This is a genomic window from Nostoc sp. (genome assembly GCF_036917395.1).
In the GTDB taxonomy this organism is placed as follows: domain Bacteria; phylum Cyanobacteriota; class Cyanobacteriia; order Cyanobacteriales; family Nostocaceae; genus Nostoc.
This window is the reverse complement of the sequence record NZ_JBALDI010000077.1, coordinates 1-15,376: the sequence shown is the minus strand read 5'-3', so window position 1 is coordinate 15,376 and position 15,376 is coordinate 1. Positions and strand designations below refer to the sequence as shown.

Sequence of the window (15,376 nt, the reverse complement as noted above, 5' to 3'; positions counted from 1 at the left end):
CAAGCGCGATCGCCCGCATACTGCCAAGGGTTTTTCTGTTAGAAAACCTTTCTTCTAAAAAGAATAGGGTAAGTTTTCTCTTAACACTTGGGCAATGGAGTGGGCTATGCCATCGCCGATACCGTGTAAATGCTTCGGTTTTCCAATTATTGCTAAAATTTTTTACAATGTCTCTATCAGTATTTACAGCCTTGCTAGCAATTAAGAATATGTAGATGCTGCGACTTTGAACCTAGACGGTTAAAGGGTCGTTGAACGTCAAACATCAGAACTTCGGTGCTAACAAGGGATGATAAAACAGTTATTGTTTAGAGCGATCGCTCTAACCCAAACATATTTCTATGCTATCTCACACCCTGAAATACGCTTACTTCCCCGGTTGTGTTGCCCAAGGGGCCTGTCGGGAACTTTACCAGTCAACTCAAGCGCTTACCCAAGCACTGGGTATTGAACTAGTTGAACTTAAAAAAGCTGCTTGCTGCGGTTCTGGCACATTTAAAGAAGATTCCCAACTGCTAGAAGATACAGTCAACGCCAGAAATATTACCCTAGCAGAAGAATTAAATTTGCCTTTACTTACCCATTGCAGCACTTGTCAAGGTGTTATTGGTCACGTCAACGAACACCTGAAAGAATGCCAGACTTCTGACCCTACCTACATTCAACAGGTTAATGGCTTGCTGCACAAAGAAGGCTGTTCACCTTATCGCGGCAGTACCGACGTAAAACATCTCCTCTACGCCTTGGTAACAGATTACGGTTTAGAGGAAATTACCAAACGTGTCACCCGGAAGTTAACTGGATTAAAATGCGCGGCTTTTTATGGCTGTTATCTCCTCCGCGCCCAAAAGTACATGCCCTATGACGATCCCTTCCAACCGGAAGCGATGGAAAATATGTTTCGGGCAGTGGGTGCAACACCAATTTATTACCGAGGCCGCACACAATGTTGTGGTTGGCCTCTGGCTAGCTATGCCACTACCCAATCTTTCAAGATGGCGGGGATGCATATTCAGGACGCTTTGACTTCTGGTGCTGACTGTATAGTTACGCCTTGTCCACTGTGCCACTTAAATTTAGATTCGCGTCAGCCAGAGGTGGAAAAGGTTATTGAACAGAAGCTAGGTTTACCAGTGTTGCATTTACCCCAGTTGATTGCTTTGGCACTTGGGGTTAGTCCAAAAGAACTGGGTTTAGAACGCCACGTTGTTTCCACAAAGCCAGTGTTGGAAAAATTAGGATTTTAGTTTATGGAGTACAAGGTAGGGGCACAACAATGTTCATTGGGATCAACTTAAGCGAAAACCTGCTTAGTTTCAACGTTTTGCCCTTACCCCCTCTTCAACATTTTCAATAGTCAGTAGCAGCTTATCGGCAATCGGCACTACTGGCTGATTATTGCCTCTACCCAGCAGGGTTTAATGATTAAAGATAATTTGTCAATGACCGCAATCTCGCCAGGGGTATGCACTATTTGTCTGTCTCTGACTGCTGCTCAAGAATAAACTTACGTATTTATACGATTCTATTTTTTTTTAGTACTAATGTACTTTAAAAAAGTAATTTTTAGAGGCAATAAAATCATGAAAAAATTTATTATTTCATATGACCTAGTAGGACAAGGCAGAAGTATAGATTATCAACAAATTGAAAATTTACTTTCCAGTGTAGGTGCTGAAAGAATTTTGATAAACTTCTGGCTTTATGACGGTTATTTTTTTGAAACTGCTGAAGGCATAAAAAATATAGCAATCCTAAATCATTTGTAAAAAATCACAGTTGTTGATACTTTGAACAAATTCAGGTGAAGGCGCAGAAAAAATCAATGAATCAGCCCGAAAAATGTAGTAAATACACATAAGCGTGTGGAGTGCCGACGGGTATCTGGGAAACGCTTCGCTAAGAGCCGTCGGTCAACAAGAGCCCTGGAATTAAGTTCTAGATGTTGCAATAAGGGTGATCGCTCTTAGCAGAAGCTGCCGCGTCTGAATTCCCAGATACCCTTAATTGTAAAAAGTATTTTCAATTATCTTTTCTTCAAGTTTTTTATTTTCAGGGTGCTTAACAATTGCGAAAATATGAAAACTTGCAACTGCCCAGCAATTATATTCAATTTCCCCGTCTGCGTTCAAAGATTCTTCAGCTAATGGATGCCAGAAAGGTCTATCACTATGCATTTTTGATTTATATTGTGCTTAAGCTCTTTCAGCTAATTGTTTATATAATTCTACATCCAAACCTCTATAAGGTTAGTATTTAGAGTACAATCTCTTTACCATAGACAATATCCTCGCTCGCTAACAACAATAGGAGTAAATCAATGAAAACGACTAGTCCTGATCATAATAAGATTAGCCCGACTGCCAAGTTGGTGGCTTATTTCCGGCAATTTTCAGATATTCCCTTTACCAGGGATGTTGCTACACTGATACATGCAGAAGATGTTTTAAAAAATTTCTCACAAGGAACGAACCTCACACCAGAATTTTTGAAATGGGCAGCTCTTGCTGCTGAGATACGTTATAAAAGTATTGTCAGCGCGATAAGGAAAGAGGGCATTACGCAGGTTTTGGAATTAGCCAGTGGGCTATCATTTCGTGGACTAGCTATGACTGAAGACCCAGAGTATATTTATGTGGAGACAGATCTTCCTGAGCTAATGCAAGAAAAGCAACAAATCCTGTCAAGAATTATATCTAATCACGGTCTAAGAGAGCGTAAGAATTTATTCTTTGATGCCGTAAACATTCTTTCGTTTCCTGAAATTGAATCAGCCATCCGTCACTTTAAGCCAAATCATCCAGTAGCCGTCATCCACGAAGGACTTTATCATTACCTTTCAATGGAAGAAAAGGAGAGGGCAGCACGCAACATCCATTCGGTTCTTTCCCACTTCGGTGGTGCGTGGATCACTCCTGATTTTCTAACAAACGCTGAACATGAAGGACGTTTACAGACTCACTCAGAATTGCAGAATATCGCGCGAGGGGTCCAAGGCACAACGCAGCGTGATGTGTACAAAACAGGCTTTGATAATCAACAACAGATTGTGGACTTTTTTTCACACTTAGGTTTTAGGAGTTGCATCTCTCCACAAATAGACGGAAGTTATCAGCTAACTGCAATGCAAAAATTAGACATATCTGAAGCCGAGTTCAAAAACTATAAATCCCTGAACTTTAATATTTGGACATTAACAGTGGAATAGTGAGGGCATTGAGCCGAGATGTTTTTCAGAGGGAACAGACACTTAGTCAAGGAATTGACATTAAATTTCCAGGTGCAAGATGTGAGTATAGCTATCCGTGCAGGAGTTGTGAAAAAATGAGCCATACATAAATATTTTCGGAAACTCAAAAACTTGATAATGAGTTACAAGTTCAAATAATCTTTTGATATGAGAAAATGATTTACATAAGTGGTAAAACTCTCGAATAAAGTTTTTAGCATACAACCAGACGTCCTCTACAGGATTTTGTGATGGGTCATTAGGAGCAAAGCGAATACAAGTCACTTGATATTCGTTTTCATTTAATCCTTGATTAATCTTATTTAAATAAGCTTTAAACTCGGCAGAACGATGATAGCTGGCTCCATCCCAAATGATGGCTATACGACTTTTTGGATATTGAGAAATTAAATATTCTACGAAAGCAATTGCATTGCGACTATTGCCTTTTTCACAAGGCTTAATCAAAAATTATTGTGTGTAATAATTTAGAGCGCCGAAATATGTCTGTCGTTCTCGTTCATTGATTACTGGAACTTCAATCCTTTCTTTTTGACTACCCCAAATATAACCACAAATGTCTCCCCACAACAGATGACACTCATCTTCAAAGAAAACTACGAGTTCTCCAGATGCTATCTCACGCTTATGTGCATCCAGCCATGCGCTTATTTCTAGTTTTTTTTTGTAACTAAATCTGGATCTTTACGAGGATTCTTTTTTTGTGTTTTTTTCCAACTTATATGGGCCTCTTTAAACAAGTCGTAATAGCTTTGAAGAGACTCAAAGATTATATTAAAATTATCTTCTATGTACTTTTTCAATTCTGAGAGGTGCCAGTAATTCCTCTGTTCAAGCCAATTTAATACCATTTGTTTTTGTGCCGAATCAAGATAGCTCTTTGACCCTTTATACGATAGCCTCAATCCCGTGATGCCCTGTTCTACAAAAATATATTTCCATTTGCTTACAAAACCTGCAGACACTCCTAAAATGTTTATAATTTTTGAATGGTTATAATTTTGCATCACCATTTGTACAGCAAGTGCCCGCTTTAATTCTCTAGGGTCTGGGTTTGATTGAATGAACTCTATCAACTCTTCCATCCGTACTGTTATGTGCCTTATTACTACCAGCAGTATTCACTTTATCAACAACTGTGATTTTTCACAACTCATTTAGGATTGCTATACATTAATGAGATATGTCAGGAAGAATGATAGATTGGTTGTTACAGAAAGCTTAGACGGGGCTGCCTATATTGGAACTCCAATGACATCGCCTCGGTACGCCTCACTATTTGGCAGTTAACAAATCTGATCGAGTTCAACGAATCTCTCCCTGCCTTGAACTTTAGTTCAAGTCTGTCCCTCTCGCCCGTTGGAGAGGGACGGTTTTAGGCAGTAAAATCTCTTAGAGGTCTTTTGATTCAGCTAATTAGACGAACACTATATGAGCCGTCGAATTCACGTCCGGTTATGGTATACATGCTTTTGGGAATGTATTTGCCACACCGAAATCAAATTCATCTAAACCTCCAGGATACCCCCACTACATCTGCACTCAGATTGGTGGTGGGAGAAATGCAGGTTTAGATGAAGTTAATCATTGCTATTTTTAAATTTACGTTGCAATTGTTTTAGCGATTGATACATCTCTGGCAGGCGACCATAAACAGCAGATACCTTGAGATATAGTTTGTAAGGAAGGGCTGGAGTTCCGCAGACAATTTCTCCTGGTGCAACATCGTTGTGAATTCCAGTTTGAGCAGATGTCATTGACCCATCTCCCATCTTCACTTGATTAACTATTCCTGTTTGTCCAGCTAAAATAACGCGATTTCCCAGTTGAACACCTCCCGCCATGCCAACTTGACCTGCGATCGCACAGCCAGAACCAATTTTGCAACCGTGACCTATTTGCACTAAACTATCAATTACTGTATTCCGACCTACCCGTGTTTCTCCAACAGATGGGCGGTCAATGCCACTGTTGCAGCCAACTTCTACACCATCTTCTAAAACTGTATAGCCGGATTGTTCCATTTTGAACCAACCAGTCCGGGTAGGAACAAAACCAAAACCTTCTGCACCGATGACAGCACCACTGTGAATGACGCAATCTGCACCGATGTGGGTGCGTTCGTGGATGGTGCAATTGGCGTGTAAGGTGGTGCGATCGCCTATTTTAACATCTGGATAAATCACCACATTCGGATGAATGATTGCGCCATTGCCAATTTCTACCCCTTGTTGAATCACAGCATGGGGGCCAATGTAAACATCGCTACCAACTTTTGCGGTGGAGTGAATCACAGCGGTGGGATGAATTTCTGGGACGGGGCGATATGGTTGGTAAAAAAGTGCGATCGCTTTGGCAAATAATAATCGCGGATCTGGGGTTGCTAGCCAAGCAATACCGTTCTCCTGTGCAAGCGCCTGTAATTTTTCGTCCTGGGGCAAAATTAAAGCACTAGCATTAGTCTTGCCAATAAAAGACCCAAATTTTGCACTTTCTACGTAGCTGAGAGTACCGTTGCTAGCTTCATCAATGGCTGCTACACCTGTAATTTCTGGGTCATGGTCTGGGTTGCTAGTCAGGCTATGATTGGTGGGCGCGTCACCGAATTGGCGGAGGATTTCGCTGAATTTCATTGTTGGGTGTGTTCAAAATTGATCTACAAAGGATGGTAGCTTTATTTTTGCCGCTTTGTGCTAATCGCTAGTCGCCATTGCTACCCCTGCTAAATACCCGGTTGTCCAAGCACTTTGGAAGTTAAACCCACCGGTGACGCCATCAATATCTAAGATTTCTCCGGCAAAATAAAGACCAGGAACTAACCTACTTTCCATCGTCTTGAAGTTGACTTCTTTGAGGTGGACGCCGCCACAGGTAACAAATTCTTCTTTGAAGGCTCCTTTACCGTTAGTTAAGTATTGTCCTTGAGTAAGTTCTTGCACCAGTTGATTTAAGGTTTTACTAGATATTTCTGCCCAACGGTCTTCTGTGGTAATGCCTGCACGGGCGATGATATATTGCCAAAGACGATGGGGTAGATCAACGCCGCGATGCAATGCGATCGCTTTCTTTCCCCATTCATCCTTAACTGCTAAAATTTTTTCTCGCACTTGTTCTTGGCGCAAATGGGGCAGCCAATTAATCAATAATCTGGCTTGATAGCGGCTTTCGTGCAGAACTCTTGCACCCCAAGCAGAAAGCTTCAGAATTGCGGGGCCACTCAAACCCCAGTGGGTAATTAGTAATGGCCCAGTTTGTTGTAATTGGGATTTTCCGCCCACAGATAACCGCAATTGGGCAGGGTTAACGCTAACTCCAGCTAACTCCCTCAACTTTTGATCGACAATGTTGAAGGTAAATAACGAGGGTACTGGCGGTTCAATTTGATGACCTAACTCTTGGACAATTTTATAACCCACAGGGCTACTGCCGGTCGCAAGAAGTAGGCGATCGCATTTAATCGGATCTCCCGACTTCAGAAAAATATCAAACCCTCCATCTGCTGCGGTCACCGAAGTTACAGGTGTACCGATACGAAGTTTTACCCCAGATGTCGCCAGCGATTTAATCAGACATTCCACAATAGTTTCTGAAGTATTGGTGACAGGAAACATCCGGCCATCAGCTTCAGTTTTGAGATAAACTCCACCAGCAGCAAACCAAGCTACTGTATCTTGAGGCCCAAACCGAGTCAAAGCACCTCGCAAAGCTTTTGCCCCTCTGGGATAATTTTGGACTAACTCCTCAGGGTCAAAGCAAGCGTGAGTGACGTTGCAGCGGCCGCCACCAGAAATTAGCACTTTCGCCAGGGGTTGGCGACTGGCTTCGAGTAAAGTAACTTCGGCATCAGGATTGGCTTTAGCACAAGCGATCGCGCCAAAAAATCCCGCTGCCCCACCCCCAATAACTACGATTCGTAACGGTAGCAAGTTTTAAAATTTCTCAATAGCATGTACCTTACTAGGCTAGCCGTTATCTTCACTCTTCAACTGGTTCAAATTGGTCTTTTGTGACACCGCAAACTGGACATGACCAATCATCTGCTATATCTTCAAAGGCTGTTCCCGGTGCTATGCCGCTATCTGGATCGCCTTGTTCTGGGTCATATTCATAAGCGCAAACAGTACATATATACTTTGCCATGTTCGTTTCCCCTAGTAAATTGTTGGACTTGCTTCCCTATTAAATCCTTTTGGCTGTGTGTCAAAATAGGCACGCCACAATTCTTAAGAGGAGACTAGTACGCCACGGCGGAAATAGAGCAACCATTTAAAAACCCTAAAAAGCCCATTCCGTAATACTTTTGACTTTTGACTTTTGATTTTTGACTTCCGCCTTGCGGTACTAAGGCATGAAAATCATCAAATAAAGGCGTGTACCCTTGGGGGAAATTTCCGAGATTATCCCAGCTATCCTCAAAAGAAATCAGATTAAATCCGCCACCATCTCCTTTGGGCGTAACTGATAATCGCGATCGCGATCGCCCCTAGTAGTAGTAGCCAAATAATTCCACCTGGAAGAAAAGTGAGAATACCTAAGCCTCTTAGTACCCAGACAGCTACACTAATGCCAAGAAGAATACCAAAAATCTGGATTAATCTACGATTTAAAGAAGATTGACTCACCTAGTTTTCCTCTCAACTCAACAGAGATTACACTTGATATTGACAAGAAGATATGAACTTACGATGAATTTGCAGTTTCATCAGAAATAACACGTAAAAATAGAGAGACACTATCCAAACGCTGGGGTAAGGTGCTTGATATTAGGTTGTGTTTGTGCCATTCTAGCTGTTAACAACGCAGTTTTTCATTTCCAAATATTGCTCTGATAAAATTAACTTAAGTATTAATTGTGTTAATTGTAATAAGAACTACAGTTTTTACAGTAAAGTGACTGAAATAATTACTGAAAATTCACTGTTTATGGAAAACATAGGGATTAGACTAGAACTAAAATTTAGTGGGTTGGATCTAAATCAAGTTTTATAGCTTGCAGTTTCAACTCCGTTAGGTGGATGAGTTGAGGAGTAACTAAAATCATTATGTCTGCATCTTCTTATATATCAGACTCAATTATTGCAGGTTCAGATATGGCTTGGAGTCAAGACAAGCAAAGGTTACTGGTACAGGGTGAAATTTTGGTAGAAACGCGATCGCACAAGATGTGGGGTGGCGCTGTGACAGCCTGGATGTATTTGCCGATGGTGCGATCGCAAGTTTGGCAGCAATTAACTGATTATCCCCGGTGGGTGCAATATTTTCCTGACATCACTAAAAGCGAAGTCATGTACAGAGGTGAAGTTAAGCATCTGTATCAAGCAGCACAAAAAGCCTTTTTCTTTTTCACCGCTCAAGTTGAAATTTACCTCAACGTCATGGAAGTGCTGGGGCAGCAAATCCAATTTCGCATGGAAAAAGGGACTTTTGAGGACTTTCACGCCAATTTAGAACTAAAAGATTGTGGTAATGGCACAATACTTGCTTATACTGTGCAAGCTACACCTCTTATACCGATTCCATCAATTTTTATTCAACAAGCAATGAACTTAGAGTTGCCTGCAAATATGCGTAAAATGCGACAAGTGCTTTGTAAGAATCAGTAAAAGCAATGTCACAAAAAAACGCAAAGACGCATTTGTTTAACTTTGCGTCTTTGCGGGAGGTTATTACTTACTGAATTAACTAGTAAATACCTCAACAGGTAGGCGACTAAAAGAAAGACGCTCATTTTGCACATCTACAAAAATAGTGTTGCCGTCGTTGAATTCGCCGCGCAAGATGGATTTAGCAATTTGAGTTTCTAACTCCCGCTGAATCGCCCGCTTCAGTGGACGCGCCCCATATACGGGGTCATAGCCTACTTCTGCTAAAAAGTCAAGTGCAGCATCCGAGAGCTTGAGGGATATTTTGCGATCGCTGAGTCTTTGCCGCAATCTTTCCACTTGCAATAGCACAATTTGCCGCAATTCCTTCTTATCTAAACCGTGGAAGATGATGATTTCGTCAATCCGGTTCAGGAACTCTGGACGGAAGCTATTCCGCATCGCCTCCATGACTCGACGGCGCATTTCGTCGTAGTGGGCGTTATCCCCAGCGATATCAAGAATGTATTGCGAACCGATATTGCTGGTCATGATGATAATAGCGTTTTTAAAGTCCACTTTATGACCTTGGGCATCAGTGACGCGACCATCATCGAGAATTTGCAAGAAGATATTGAAGACATCGGGGTGTGCTTTCTCGATTTCGTCGAAGAGAATCACTGAGTAAGGACGCCGCCGAATCGCTTCTGTAAGTTGTCCGCCTTCTTCATAACCTACATATCCTGGAGGCGCACCAATAAGCCTTGAAACGGCGTGTTTCTCCATATACTCAGACATATCGATTCGCACTAGCGCATCTTCGCTATCGAACATATACGCCGCCAGCGCTTTCGCCAACTCGGTTTTACCTACACCTGTCGGCCCAAGGAAAATAAAGCTAGCGATGGGACGATTCGGATCAGCTAGTCCAGCCCGCGATCGCTGAATTGCATCCGCTACGGCTGTGACTGCTTCTTCTTGTCCAACCACCCGGCGGTGCAGTTCATCTTCTAAATGCAGCAGTTTTTCTTTCTCAGATTCCACCAACTTGCTGATGGGAATTCCTGTCCATTTAGAAATAATTTCAGCAATATCACCTTCTGTAACTTCTTCCCGTAATAGTGATTTACCACTTCTTTGGGCATTTGCCAATTCAGTTTCTACTGCTTCCAATTGACGATGCAAACTGGTTAAATTGCCGTATTTCAACTCCGCAGCACGGTTAAGGTCGTAATCGCGTTCTGCTTGCTGAATCTCTAGATTGACCTGTTCAATCTCTTTTTTAACAGACTGAATTTTGTCAATGATATCTTTTTCTGATTGCCATTGAGTATTCAATGTTCTTTGGTCTTCTTTGAGATCAGCAATTTCTTTTTCGAGTCTTATTAGACGTTCACGAGAAGCGGCATCACTTTCTTTTTGTAGCGATAGCTTCTCCATTTCCAATTGCAGAATCTTACGATCAATTTCGTCGAGTTCTTCTGGTTTGGAGGTAATCTCCATTTTTAATCTTGCGGCGGCCTCGTCCACCAAGTCAATTGCCTTATCTGGTAAGAAGCGATCGCTAATATATCGACTCGACAATACGGCTGCTGCAACTAAAGCACTATCAGAAATCTTCACCCCGTGGTGGTTTTCATAACGTTCTCTCAACCCGCGCAAAATCGAAATACTATCTTCGACACTAGGCTGATCGACATAAACTTGTTGGAAGCGTCTTTCCAGTGCGGCATCTTTTTCAATATGTTTGCGGTATTCATCCAGAGTTGTCGCCCCAATACAGCGCAATTCGCCCCGCGCCAACATCGGTTTTAATAAGTTACTAGCATCCATCGCGCCTTGGGTTGCACCAGCGCCGACAACAGTATGAATTTCATCAATAAATAAAACAATCTTGCCAGTAGATTCAGTAACTTCTTTTAATACTGCTTTCAGCCGTTCTTCAAATTCACCCCGGAATTTTGCCCCTGCAATCAAAGCACCCATATCTAAAGCAATTAGCTTGCAGTCTTTGAGGGATTGGGGTACATCACCTGCGATAATGCGCTGTGCTAATCCTTCGGCGATCGCAGTTTTACCAACACCCGGTTCACCAATTAGCACAGGGTTATTTTTGGTACGGCGAGATAGAATTTGCACAGTGCGGCGAATTTCATCATCTCGCCCAATCACTGGATCGAGTTGACCTTTACGCGCGGCTTCTGTAAGGTCACGCCCGTATTTTTCCAGTGCTTCGTATTTGCCTTCTGGATTTTGGTCGGTCACTTTTTGACTCCCACGAATTTGTTTAATAATATTTTTGAGTTTGCCTTCGTCTAAACCAAACTCTTGGAATAAACCTTTGCCAAAGCGGTCATCTTTAGCATAAGCCAGCAATAAGTGTTCAATTGAAATATATTCGTCTTGAAACTCTTTGCGATATCCGTCTGCTCGATCTAACAGTGTATCCAAGCTGCGTCCTAAGTATACTGAGGTACTATTACCAGATACTTTCGGCTGACGTTGAAAAAATTGCTCAGTGCGATCGCGCAGTTTTTGGAGGTTAACACCCGCTTTGGTGAGAATCCCAGTTGCTAGACCATCTTGTTCTAGCAGCGCTTTCATCAGGTGTTCACTTTCTATCTGCTGTTGTTGATATTGTTTAACAATATCTGGGGTATGGGTGATCGCTTCCCAGGCTTTTTCTGTAAATTGATTTGGATTAGTTGGTTGCATAGGCTTTTTTGAGGAACGTAAACGCCCAACCATGAGACAATGCTGCCCAGAGTTATCTGAGTACCGACTTCCGACATAATCGCCCGGACAGCAGCTTGTCTTCAGATATCAGAACTTTGGGGGAACACTTTTTGGGCGAAGTGTCCATCGCATACAGAACAAGAATCAGTTTTGTTCTGATATCGTCATTGTAAAAACATGGAGGTGACTAGCTGGATCGGTCTTTACATCTTTATAGAGTAGTAGTATTACCGCTCGTGGAAAAAAAATTCCTTATTTTACTTTTTAGGCAGTCGTGAGATGTTTGAGGCAATGAACTAGGCGATCGCCTTAAATGGTGTCAAGCCCATCTTTACTTTCACGCCTCTATTGCGTAAAACAGTCGATCGACACTGTAAGTATAATTAGCTTCATTGATCTGACGAGCATAATTCTCGTCTCAGATTCAATTTGCTTACAGCCTTGGAGAAAATCATGTTACTTGATAATTTTCGCCGCCAGTTGCGTCAAGAAGCGCAACTATGGCAGGATGAAGGACTTATTGATGCCGATTTTTACCAAATACTCGCACAAAGGTATCAATTTAATAATTTAGAAACTGCCGCTCGCGATCGCTTCGTTTTTATCTTGATCGCTGTGGGTGCAACATTGTTAGGCTTAGGTGTAATTACTTTTGTAGCTGCCAACTGGCAAGCTTTGAATAGAGAAGCCAAGTTAATACTACTGTTAAGTTTATTTCTGATAACTAATATTGCTGGTTTTATTTTGTGGAGACAACCTGCAAGCAATAATATTTCCCCAAGGAGCCGAAAACGCCGCCAACAGGTCTTCGGAGAAGGCTTGCTACTTTTAGGTGCGTTGACGATAGGCGCAAATATAGGGCTGTTGGCGCAAATGTTCCATATTAGCGGTTCAAGTTACGAACTGTTCTTAATTTGGGGGTTGGCTGTTTTACTAATGGCTTACGGTCTGCGCTTGACTTCCTTGGGGATGCTTGCCCTGATTCTAGTGCTAATCGGGTATTCGATAGGATTATTTGATGGGTACTTTGCACAAAATGAGCTGACATGGGCGCGGCTGGTAATGCAACATCTGCCCCTACTCTTAGGTGTAGTGTTTGTACCTCTAGCTTACTGGTGTCGTTCCCGTTGGATTTTCAGAATTGCAGCGATCGCATTTGTTACATCCTGGCAATTTCATCTCCAGTCGCTGCAAGTTCTGACATATAGAGATGCTCCACCTTGGATTGCTATAGCTGCCTTTGCCCTCCCCCCAGCATTATTGTGGAGTTATGATGACTTACTATTTTGGCGAGTTTCTTCCAGGCTATTTCAGCCCTTTGCCAGAACTCTAACTAGGGTGTTTTTCAGCATCACGTTTTACTACCTGTCTTTCCGTTGGTTATGGTCAGCTCCATCTGTTGCTTATTACACTGAATTTCAAAATAATCACTTAGCAACTTCGCTATCCTTTCTTGATGTGGCAATTTTCACAGCTTTAGCTCTGTGGCAATGGTGGCATTTGCTACGGTCAACAAGCAACAGGGAACGCCAAGGAATAGATATCAAGACAATCTTTATTGGCAGCTTGATTGTTATAACTGCCTTATTAATCTTCGTTCATCAAGCTATCACTTTGATTCCAGCCATTCCCATATTTGCTTTTAATGTCCTTTTAGCAGTGTTAGGTTTTGAACTAATTCGGGAAGCGCTGGAGTTAGGACAACGACGCGATTTTTGGGGTGGAGTAGTATTATTAACACTACAAATTATCAGCCGAACCCTAGAGTACGACACCGCTTTACTCTTCAAATCTTTAGTTTTTGTTTTGTGCGGTGTCGCTGTAATTTTTGCTGGATTGTGGTTTGAACGTTATTTGTCATCTTTACCAGTTTTATCAACTTCTGATGAGAATCGGTCATAATACAAATTCTCTGTCAAGAAAGCACTAATTACTTGAACCATATCTTCCGTTGTATCTTTTGCGGTTCGTTTAATAAATATCAAGTGCATTGCAGAATTTGTGTAAGAATTTTATGAATTCAAAAAAGCTGCTCATTCAATAGTTAAAACTCATTTTTAGGATTATTCTCTATGGAAACTAATCAAGCATTACCTTTGCAAAATGAACCTTCAGAAAAGCCTATAGTTCTTTGGCAGTTTGTAGTTCCCCTGGTAATTCAAACAGCAATCATCTTGGCAGTACCAGCCCAATCAGTTTACACACTTGTTACAGGTAAAACAGTTATTTTGCAAACTCTACCTGTAGATCCTTACGATTTGCTGCGCGGTTACTCTGTGACGCTAAATTATCAAATTTCTCGCATAGATAATTTAAAAAAACTTCCTGGTTGGGAAGATTTGGTAAAGCAAAATCCTGCAACCGACAAACGAGGCGAGCCTTTGGCTCAGGGAACCAACTTGTATATAATTTTGGAAGAGCAAAAATCCTCTGGTGGAATTCCTCAAGCTTGGAAACCTGTGCGCGTAAGTGGACAACTCCCAACTTCTCTAGCTGCAAATCAGATAGCCTTAAAAGGTCAATATAGTGGCTATAATTCGATTACTTATGGCTTAGAAACTTACTACATCCCAGAGGATCAACGGAACGATATTAACAACGATATCTCTAAAGCCCGATCAATCAAACCAGGACAGCCGCAACCAATAGTAGTGGAAGTGAAAGTGAATGCACAAGGTAAAGCGATACCTATAAATATGTGGGTACGCGATCGCAAATATCATTTTTAATTCTCAGCAGTGCAAGGTGTTGTTAAACTCCATCAACTTTCAAGTCAATAGTACAAAACCATTTCCGTATCTTCTCATTCCCCTGCCCCCACACAGAGTTACCATAATTCCAGGTCGCCTAGTGGATGCTAAAAATGATTGACCCCTACGACTTTGAAAATGATAACTTTGATTTTGAGGATGAGGATTTCTTGAAAATAAAACCCATCAGCCAAATGACTGAAGGGGAAAAGCTACAGAGGTTTAAGCGGTTCTTCGACAGCAGCAGCCGTGCTATGTTGCAAGAGTGTCTATTTCGCATCGTCAATTATGAAGATGGTATGGGCACGTTAGAAATTCTTTGCCCTAATGAAGTCGTAAGACAACGCCTTTCTAAGAAAAAGCGCAAAATTACCAACAACATCAACACCTGCTGGAGCCATATCAGATGGTTTTCGCTATGCGTCCAGCAAGATAGTGAGTTGCATTGTCAGAAGTTTACCCGTAACGGCGATTTGGTTACATCTTAGCCGTAGGAGTGAGGAGCAGGGGGCAGAAGAAGAATAACAATGCCCAATGCCCAATAACAAATGACTAAAAAACAAATGACTAAAAAACCGAAATTTCCTTACCTAGTTGGTTCTAAGTGGACAGCACAGCAAAAAGTAGACGGTTGGCGGCACTTCCAAGTTGTCAACCGGAAAAATCAGGCTAAGTGGGTTTACGCCGAAATGGTTGCTGCTTGTGATCCTAAAGTCCGTTTCTGGATAAATGCCAAATTATTACAAGATAACTCCCAGTGGCAAGCAGGCTGGCAAACATTACAGGAAATCCAGGAACTTGAAACTGAGGTGTCCTAATTTGCCTCGTTTCCAGTCAGAGAGCGGGAATGCCCATTAGTAGGATGCCACATCCTTCACTGGCGGCAGCAGAACAATAACATGTATTTCTAAGTATAACCTGAGTATGACGTTTTAATCAGCACATTAGAAAGAATTTAATAATCTTATACCAATTCTCTATGAAGATGCATAGAATAAAGCTTCATGAAATAGAGCTTCGAGGATAAAATCATAACTGGTCAAACAGGAGATTAACTC

14 protein-coding genes and 1 pseudogene are annotated in these 15,376 nt (G+C 41.8%); 8 read left to right on the top strand and 7 right to left on the bottom strand.

Going from position 1 to position 15,376, the window contains the following annotated elements; translation table 11 throughout:
- Nucleotides 1–341: 341 nt before the first annotated feature.
- Both V7K46_RS25655 and V7K46_RS25650 read left to right on the top strand, forming a co-directional pair.
- On the top strand, nucleotides 342–1,247 hold the full coding sequence (locus V7K46_RS25655; protein WP_298917196.1) for a CoB--CoM heterodisulfide reductase iron-sulfur subunit B family protein: 906 nt from the start codon (nucleotides 342–344) through the stop codon (nucleotides 1,245–1,247).
- Nucleotides 1,248–1,583: 336 nt separating this feature from the next.
- Nucleotides 1,584–1,769: a hypothetical protein gene (locus V7K46_RS25650; protein ID WP_335118185.1), complete on the top strand. Its 186-nt coding sequence runs from the start codon at nucleotides 1,584–1,586 to the stop codon at nucleotides 1,767–1,769.
- A gap of 234 nt (nucleotides 1,770–2,003) precedes the next feature.
- Here the strand turns inward: V7K46_RS25650 and V7K46_RS25645 are convergent, their stop codons facing one another.
- Nucleotides 2,004–2,177: a hypothetical protein gene (locus V7K46_RS25645; RefSeq protein WP_335118183.1), complete on the bottom strand. Its 174-nt coding sequence runs from the start codon at nucleotides 2,175–2,177 to the stop codon at nucleotides 2,004–2,006.
- A gap of 143 nt (nucleotides 2,178–2,320) precedes the next feature.
- Between V7K46_RS25645 and V7K46_RS25640 the strand changes: the two genes are divergently transcribed.
- On the top strand, nucleotides 2,321–3,208 hold the full coding sequence (locus V7K46_RS25640; protein WP_335118180.1) for a class I SAM-dependent methyltransferase: 888 nt from the start codon (nucleotides 2,321–2,323) through the stop codon (nucleotides 3,206–3,208).
- A 60-nt stretch (nucleotides 3,209–3,268) separates the two neighbouring features.
- Here the strand turns inward: V7K46_RS25640 and V7K46_RS25635 are convergent.
- The 5 genes and pseudogenes from V7K46_RS25635 to V7K46_RS25615 all read right to left on the bottom strand — a co-directional run bounded on the left by V7K46_RS25635 (nucleotide 3,269) and on the right by V7K46_RS25615 (nucleotide 7,872).
- Nucleotides 3,269–4,335, bottom strand: a pseudogene (locus V7K46_RS25635) (IS630 family transposase).
- A 495-nt stretch (nucleotides 4,336–4,830) separates the two neighbouring features.
- Nucleotides 4,831–5,883 (bottom strand): UDP-3-O-(3-hydroxymyristoyl)glucosamine N-acyltransferase, encoded by a 1,053-nt coding sequence (gene lpxD / locus V7K46_RS25630; RefSeq protein ID WP_335118178.1) that lies wholly within the window; start codon nucleotides 5,881–5,883, stop codon nucleotides 4,831–4,833.
- Nucleotides 5,884–5,943: 60 nt separating this feature from the next.
- Complete coding sequence (locus tag V7K46_RS25625) at nucleotides 5,944–7,176, bottom strand: NAD(P)/FAD-dependent oxidoreductase (protein ID WP_335118176.1); 1,233 nt, start codon at nucleotides 7,174–7,176, stop codon at nucleotides 5,944–5,946.
- A 49-nt stretch (nucleotides 7,177–7,225) separates the two neighbouring features.
- Nucleotides 7,226–7,390 carry a rubredoxin gene (gene rd, locus V7K46_RS25620; RefSeq protein ID WP_335118174.1) on the bottom strand — a complete coding sequence of 55 codons (165 nt, stop codon included), beginning with the start codon at nucleotides 7,388–7,390 and terminating at the stop codon, nucleotides 7,226–7,228.
- A 287-nt stretch (nucleotides 7,391–7,677) separates the two neighbouring features.
- Nucleotides 7,678–7,872, bottom strand: a complete 195-nt coding sequence (locus V7K46_RS25615) for a hypothetical protein (RefSeq protein WP_335118172.1) — start codon at nucleotides 7,870–7,872, stop codon at nucleotides 7,678–7,680.
- 420 nt (nucleotides 7,873–8,292) lie between these two features.
- Here V7K46_RS25615 and V7K46_RS25610 point away from each other — a divergent pair, with 420 nt between their 5' ends.
- The gene (locus tag V7K46_RS25610; protein ID WP_335118170.1) at nucleotides 8,293–8,853 is read left to right on the top strand and encodes an SRPBCC family protein; all 561 of its coding nucleotides are present in this window, start codon (nucleotides 8,293–8,295) and stop codon (nucleotides 8,851–8,853) included.
- 75 nt (nucleotides 8,854–8,928) lie between these two features.
- On the opposite strand, the gene clpB is transcribed toward V7K46_RS25610, so the two are convergent.
- Nucleotides 8,929–11,547 (bottom strand): ATP-dependent chaperone ClpB, encoded by a 2,619-nt coding sequence (clpB, locus tag V7K46_RS25605; RefSeq protein WP_335118168.1) that lies wholly within the window; start codon nucleotides 11,545–11,547, stop codon nucleotides 8,929–8,931.
- A gap of 474 nt (nucleotides 11,548–12,021) precedes the next feature.
- Between clpB and V7K46_RS25600 the strand changes: the two genes are divergently transcribed.
- From V7K46_RS25600 to V7K46_RS25585, 4 genes are all read left to right on the top strand, one after another.
- On the top strand, nucleotides 12,022–13,470 hold the full coding sequence (locus tag V7K46_RS25600) for a DUF2157 domain-containing protein (protein ID WP_335118166.1): 1,449 nt from the start codon (nucleotides 12,022–12,024) through the stop codon (nucleotides 13,468–13,470).
- Nucleotides 13,471–13,640: 170 nt separating this feature from the next.
- Nucleotides 13,641–14,297 (top strand): GDYXXLXY domain-containing protein, encoded by a 657-nt coding sequence (locus V7K46_RS25595; protein WP_335118164.1) that lies wholly within the window; start codon nucleotides 13,641–13,643, stop codon nucleotides 14,295–14,297.
- A gap of 134 nt (nucleotides 14,298–14,431) precedes the next feature.
- Nucleotides 14,432–14,806, top strand: coding sequence for a hypothetical protein (locus V7K46_RS25590; RefSeq protein WP_335118162.1), 375 nt, complete (start codon nucleotides 14,432–14,434; stop codon nucleotides 14,804–14,806).
- Between the two features lie 75 nt (nucleotides 14,807–14,881).
- Complete coding sequence (locus tag V7K46_RS25585) at nucleotides 14,882–15,136, top strand: TIGR02450 family Trp-rich protein (RefSeq protein ID WP_273769533.1); 255 nt, start codon at nucleotides 14,882–14,884, stop codon at nucleotides 15,134–15,136.
- The last annotated feature ends 240 nt before the right edge of the window (nucleotides 15,137–15,376 follow it).

Excerpts from the sequence above, each read along its gene's own strand:
- V7K46_RS25595 (WP_335118164.1), top strand. The coding sequence starts at position 13,641 with ATGGAAACTAATCAAGCATTACCTTTGCAAAATGAACCTTCAGAAAAG.
- clpB (WP_335118168.1), bottom strand. The coding sequence starts at position 11,547 with ATGCAACCAACTAATCCAAATCAATTTACAGAAAAAGCCTGGGAAGCG.
- V7K46_RS25645 (WP_335118183.1), bottom strand. The coding sequence starts at position 2,177 with ATGCATAGTGATAGACCTTTCTGGCATCCATTAGCTGAAGAATCTTTG.
- V7K46_RS25640 (WP_335118180.1), top strand. The coding sequence starts at position 2,321 with ATGAAAACGACTAGTCCTGATCATAATAAGATTAGCCCGACTGCCAAG.
- V7K46_RS25655 (WP_298917196.1), top strand. The coding sequence starts at position 342 with ATGCTATCTCACACCCTGAAATACGCTTACTTCCCCGGTTGTGTTGCC.
- lpxD (WP_335118178.1), bottom strand. The coding sequence starts at position 5,883 with ATGAAATTCAGCGAAATCCTCCGCCAATTCGGTGACGCGCCCACCAAT.
- V7K46_RS25590 (WP_335118162.1), top strand. The coding sequence starts at position 14,432 with ATGATTGACCCCTACGACTTTGAAAATGATAACTTTGATTTTGAGGAT.
- rd (WP_335118174.1), bottom strand. The coding sequence starts at position 7,390 with ATGGCAAAGTATATATGTACTGTTTGCGCTTATGAATATGACCCAGAA.
- V7K46_RS25610 (WP_335118170.1), top strand. The coding sequence starts at position 8,293 with ATGTCTGCATCTTCTTATATATCAGACTCAATTATTGCAGGTTCAGAT.
- V7K46_RS25650 (WP_335118185.1), top strand. The coding sequence starts at position 1,584 with ATGAAAAAATTTATTATTTCATATGACCTAGTAGGACAAGGCAGAAGT.
- V7K46_RS25585 (WP_273769533.1), top strand. The coding sequence starts at position 14,882 with ATGACTAAAAAACCGAAATTTCCTTACCTAGTTGGTTCTAAGTGGACA.
- V7K46_RS25600 (WP_335118166.1), top strand. The coding sequence starts at position 12,022 with ATGTTACTTGATAATTTTCGCCGCCAGTTGCGTCAAGAAGCGCAACTA.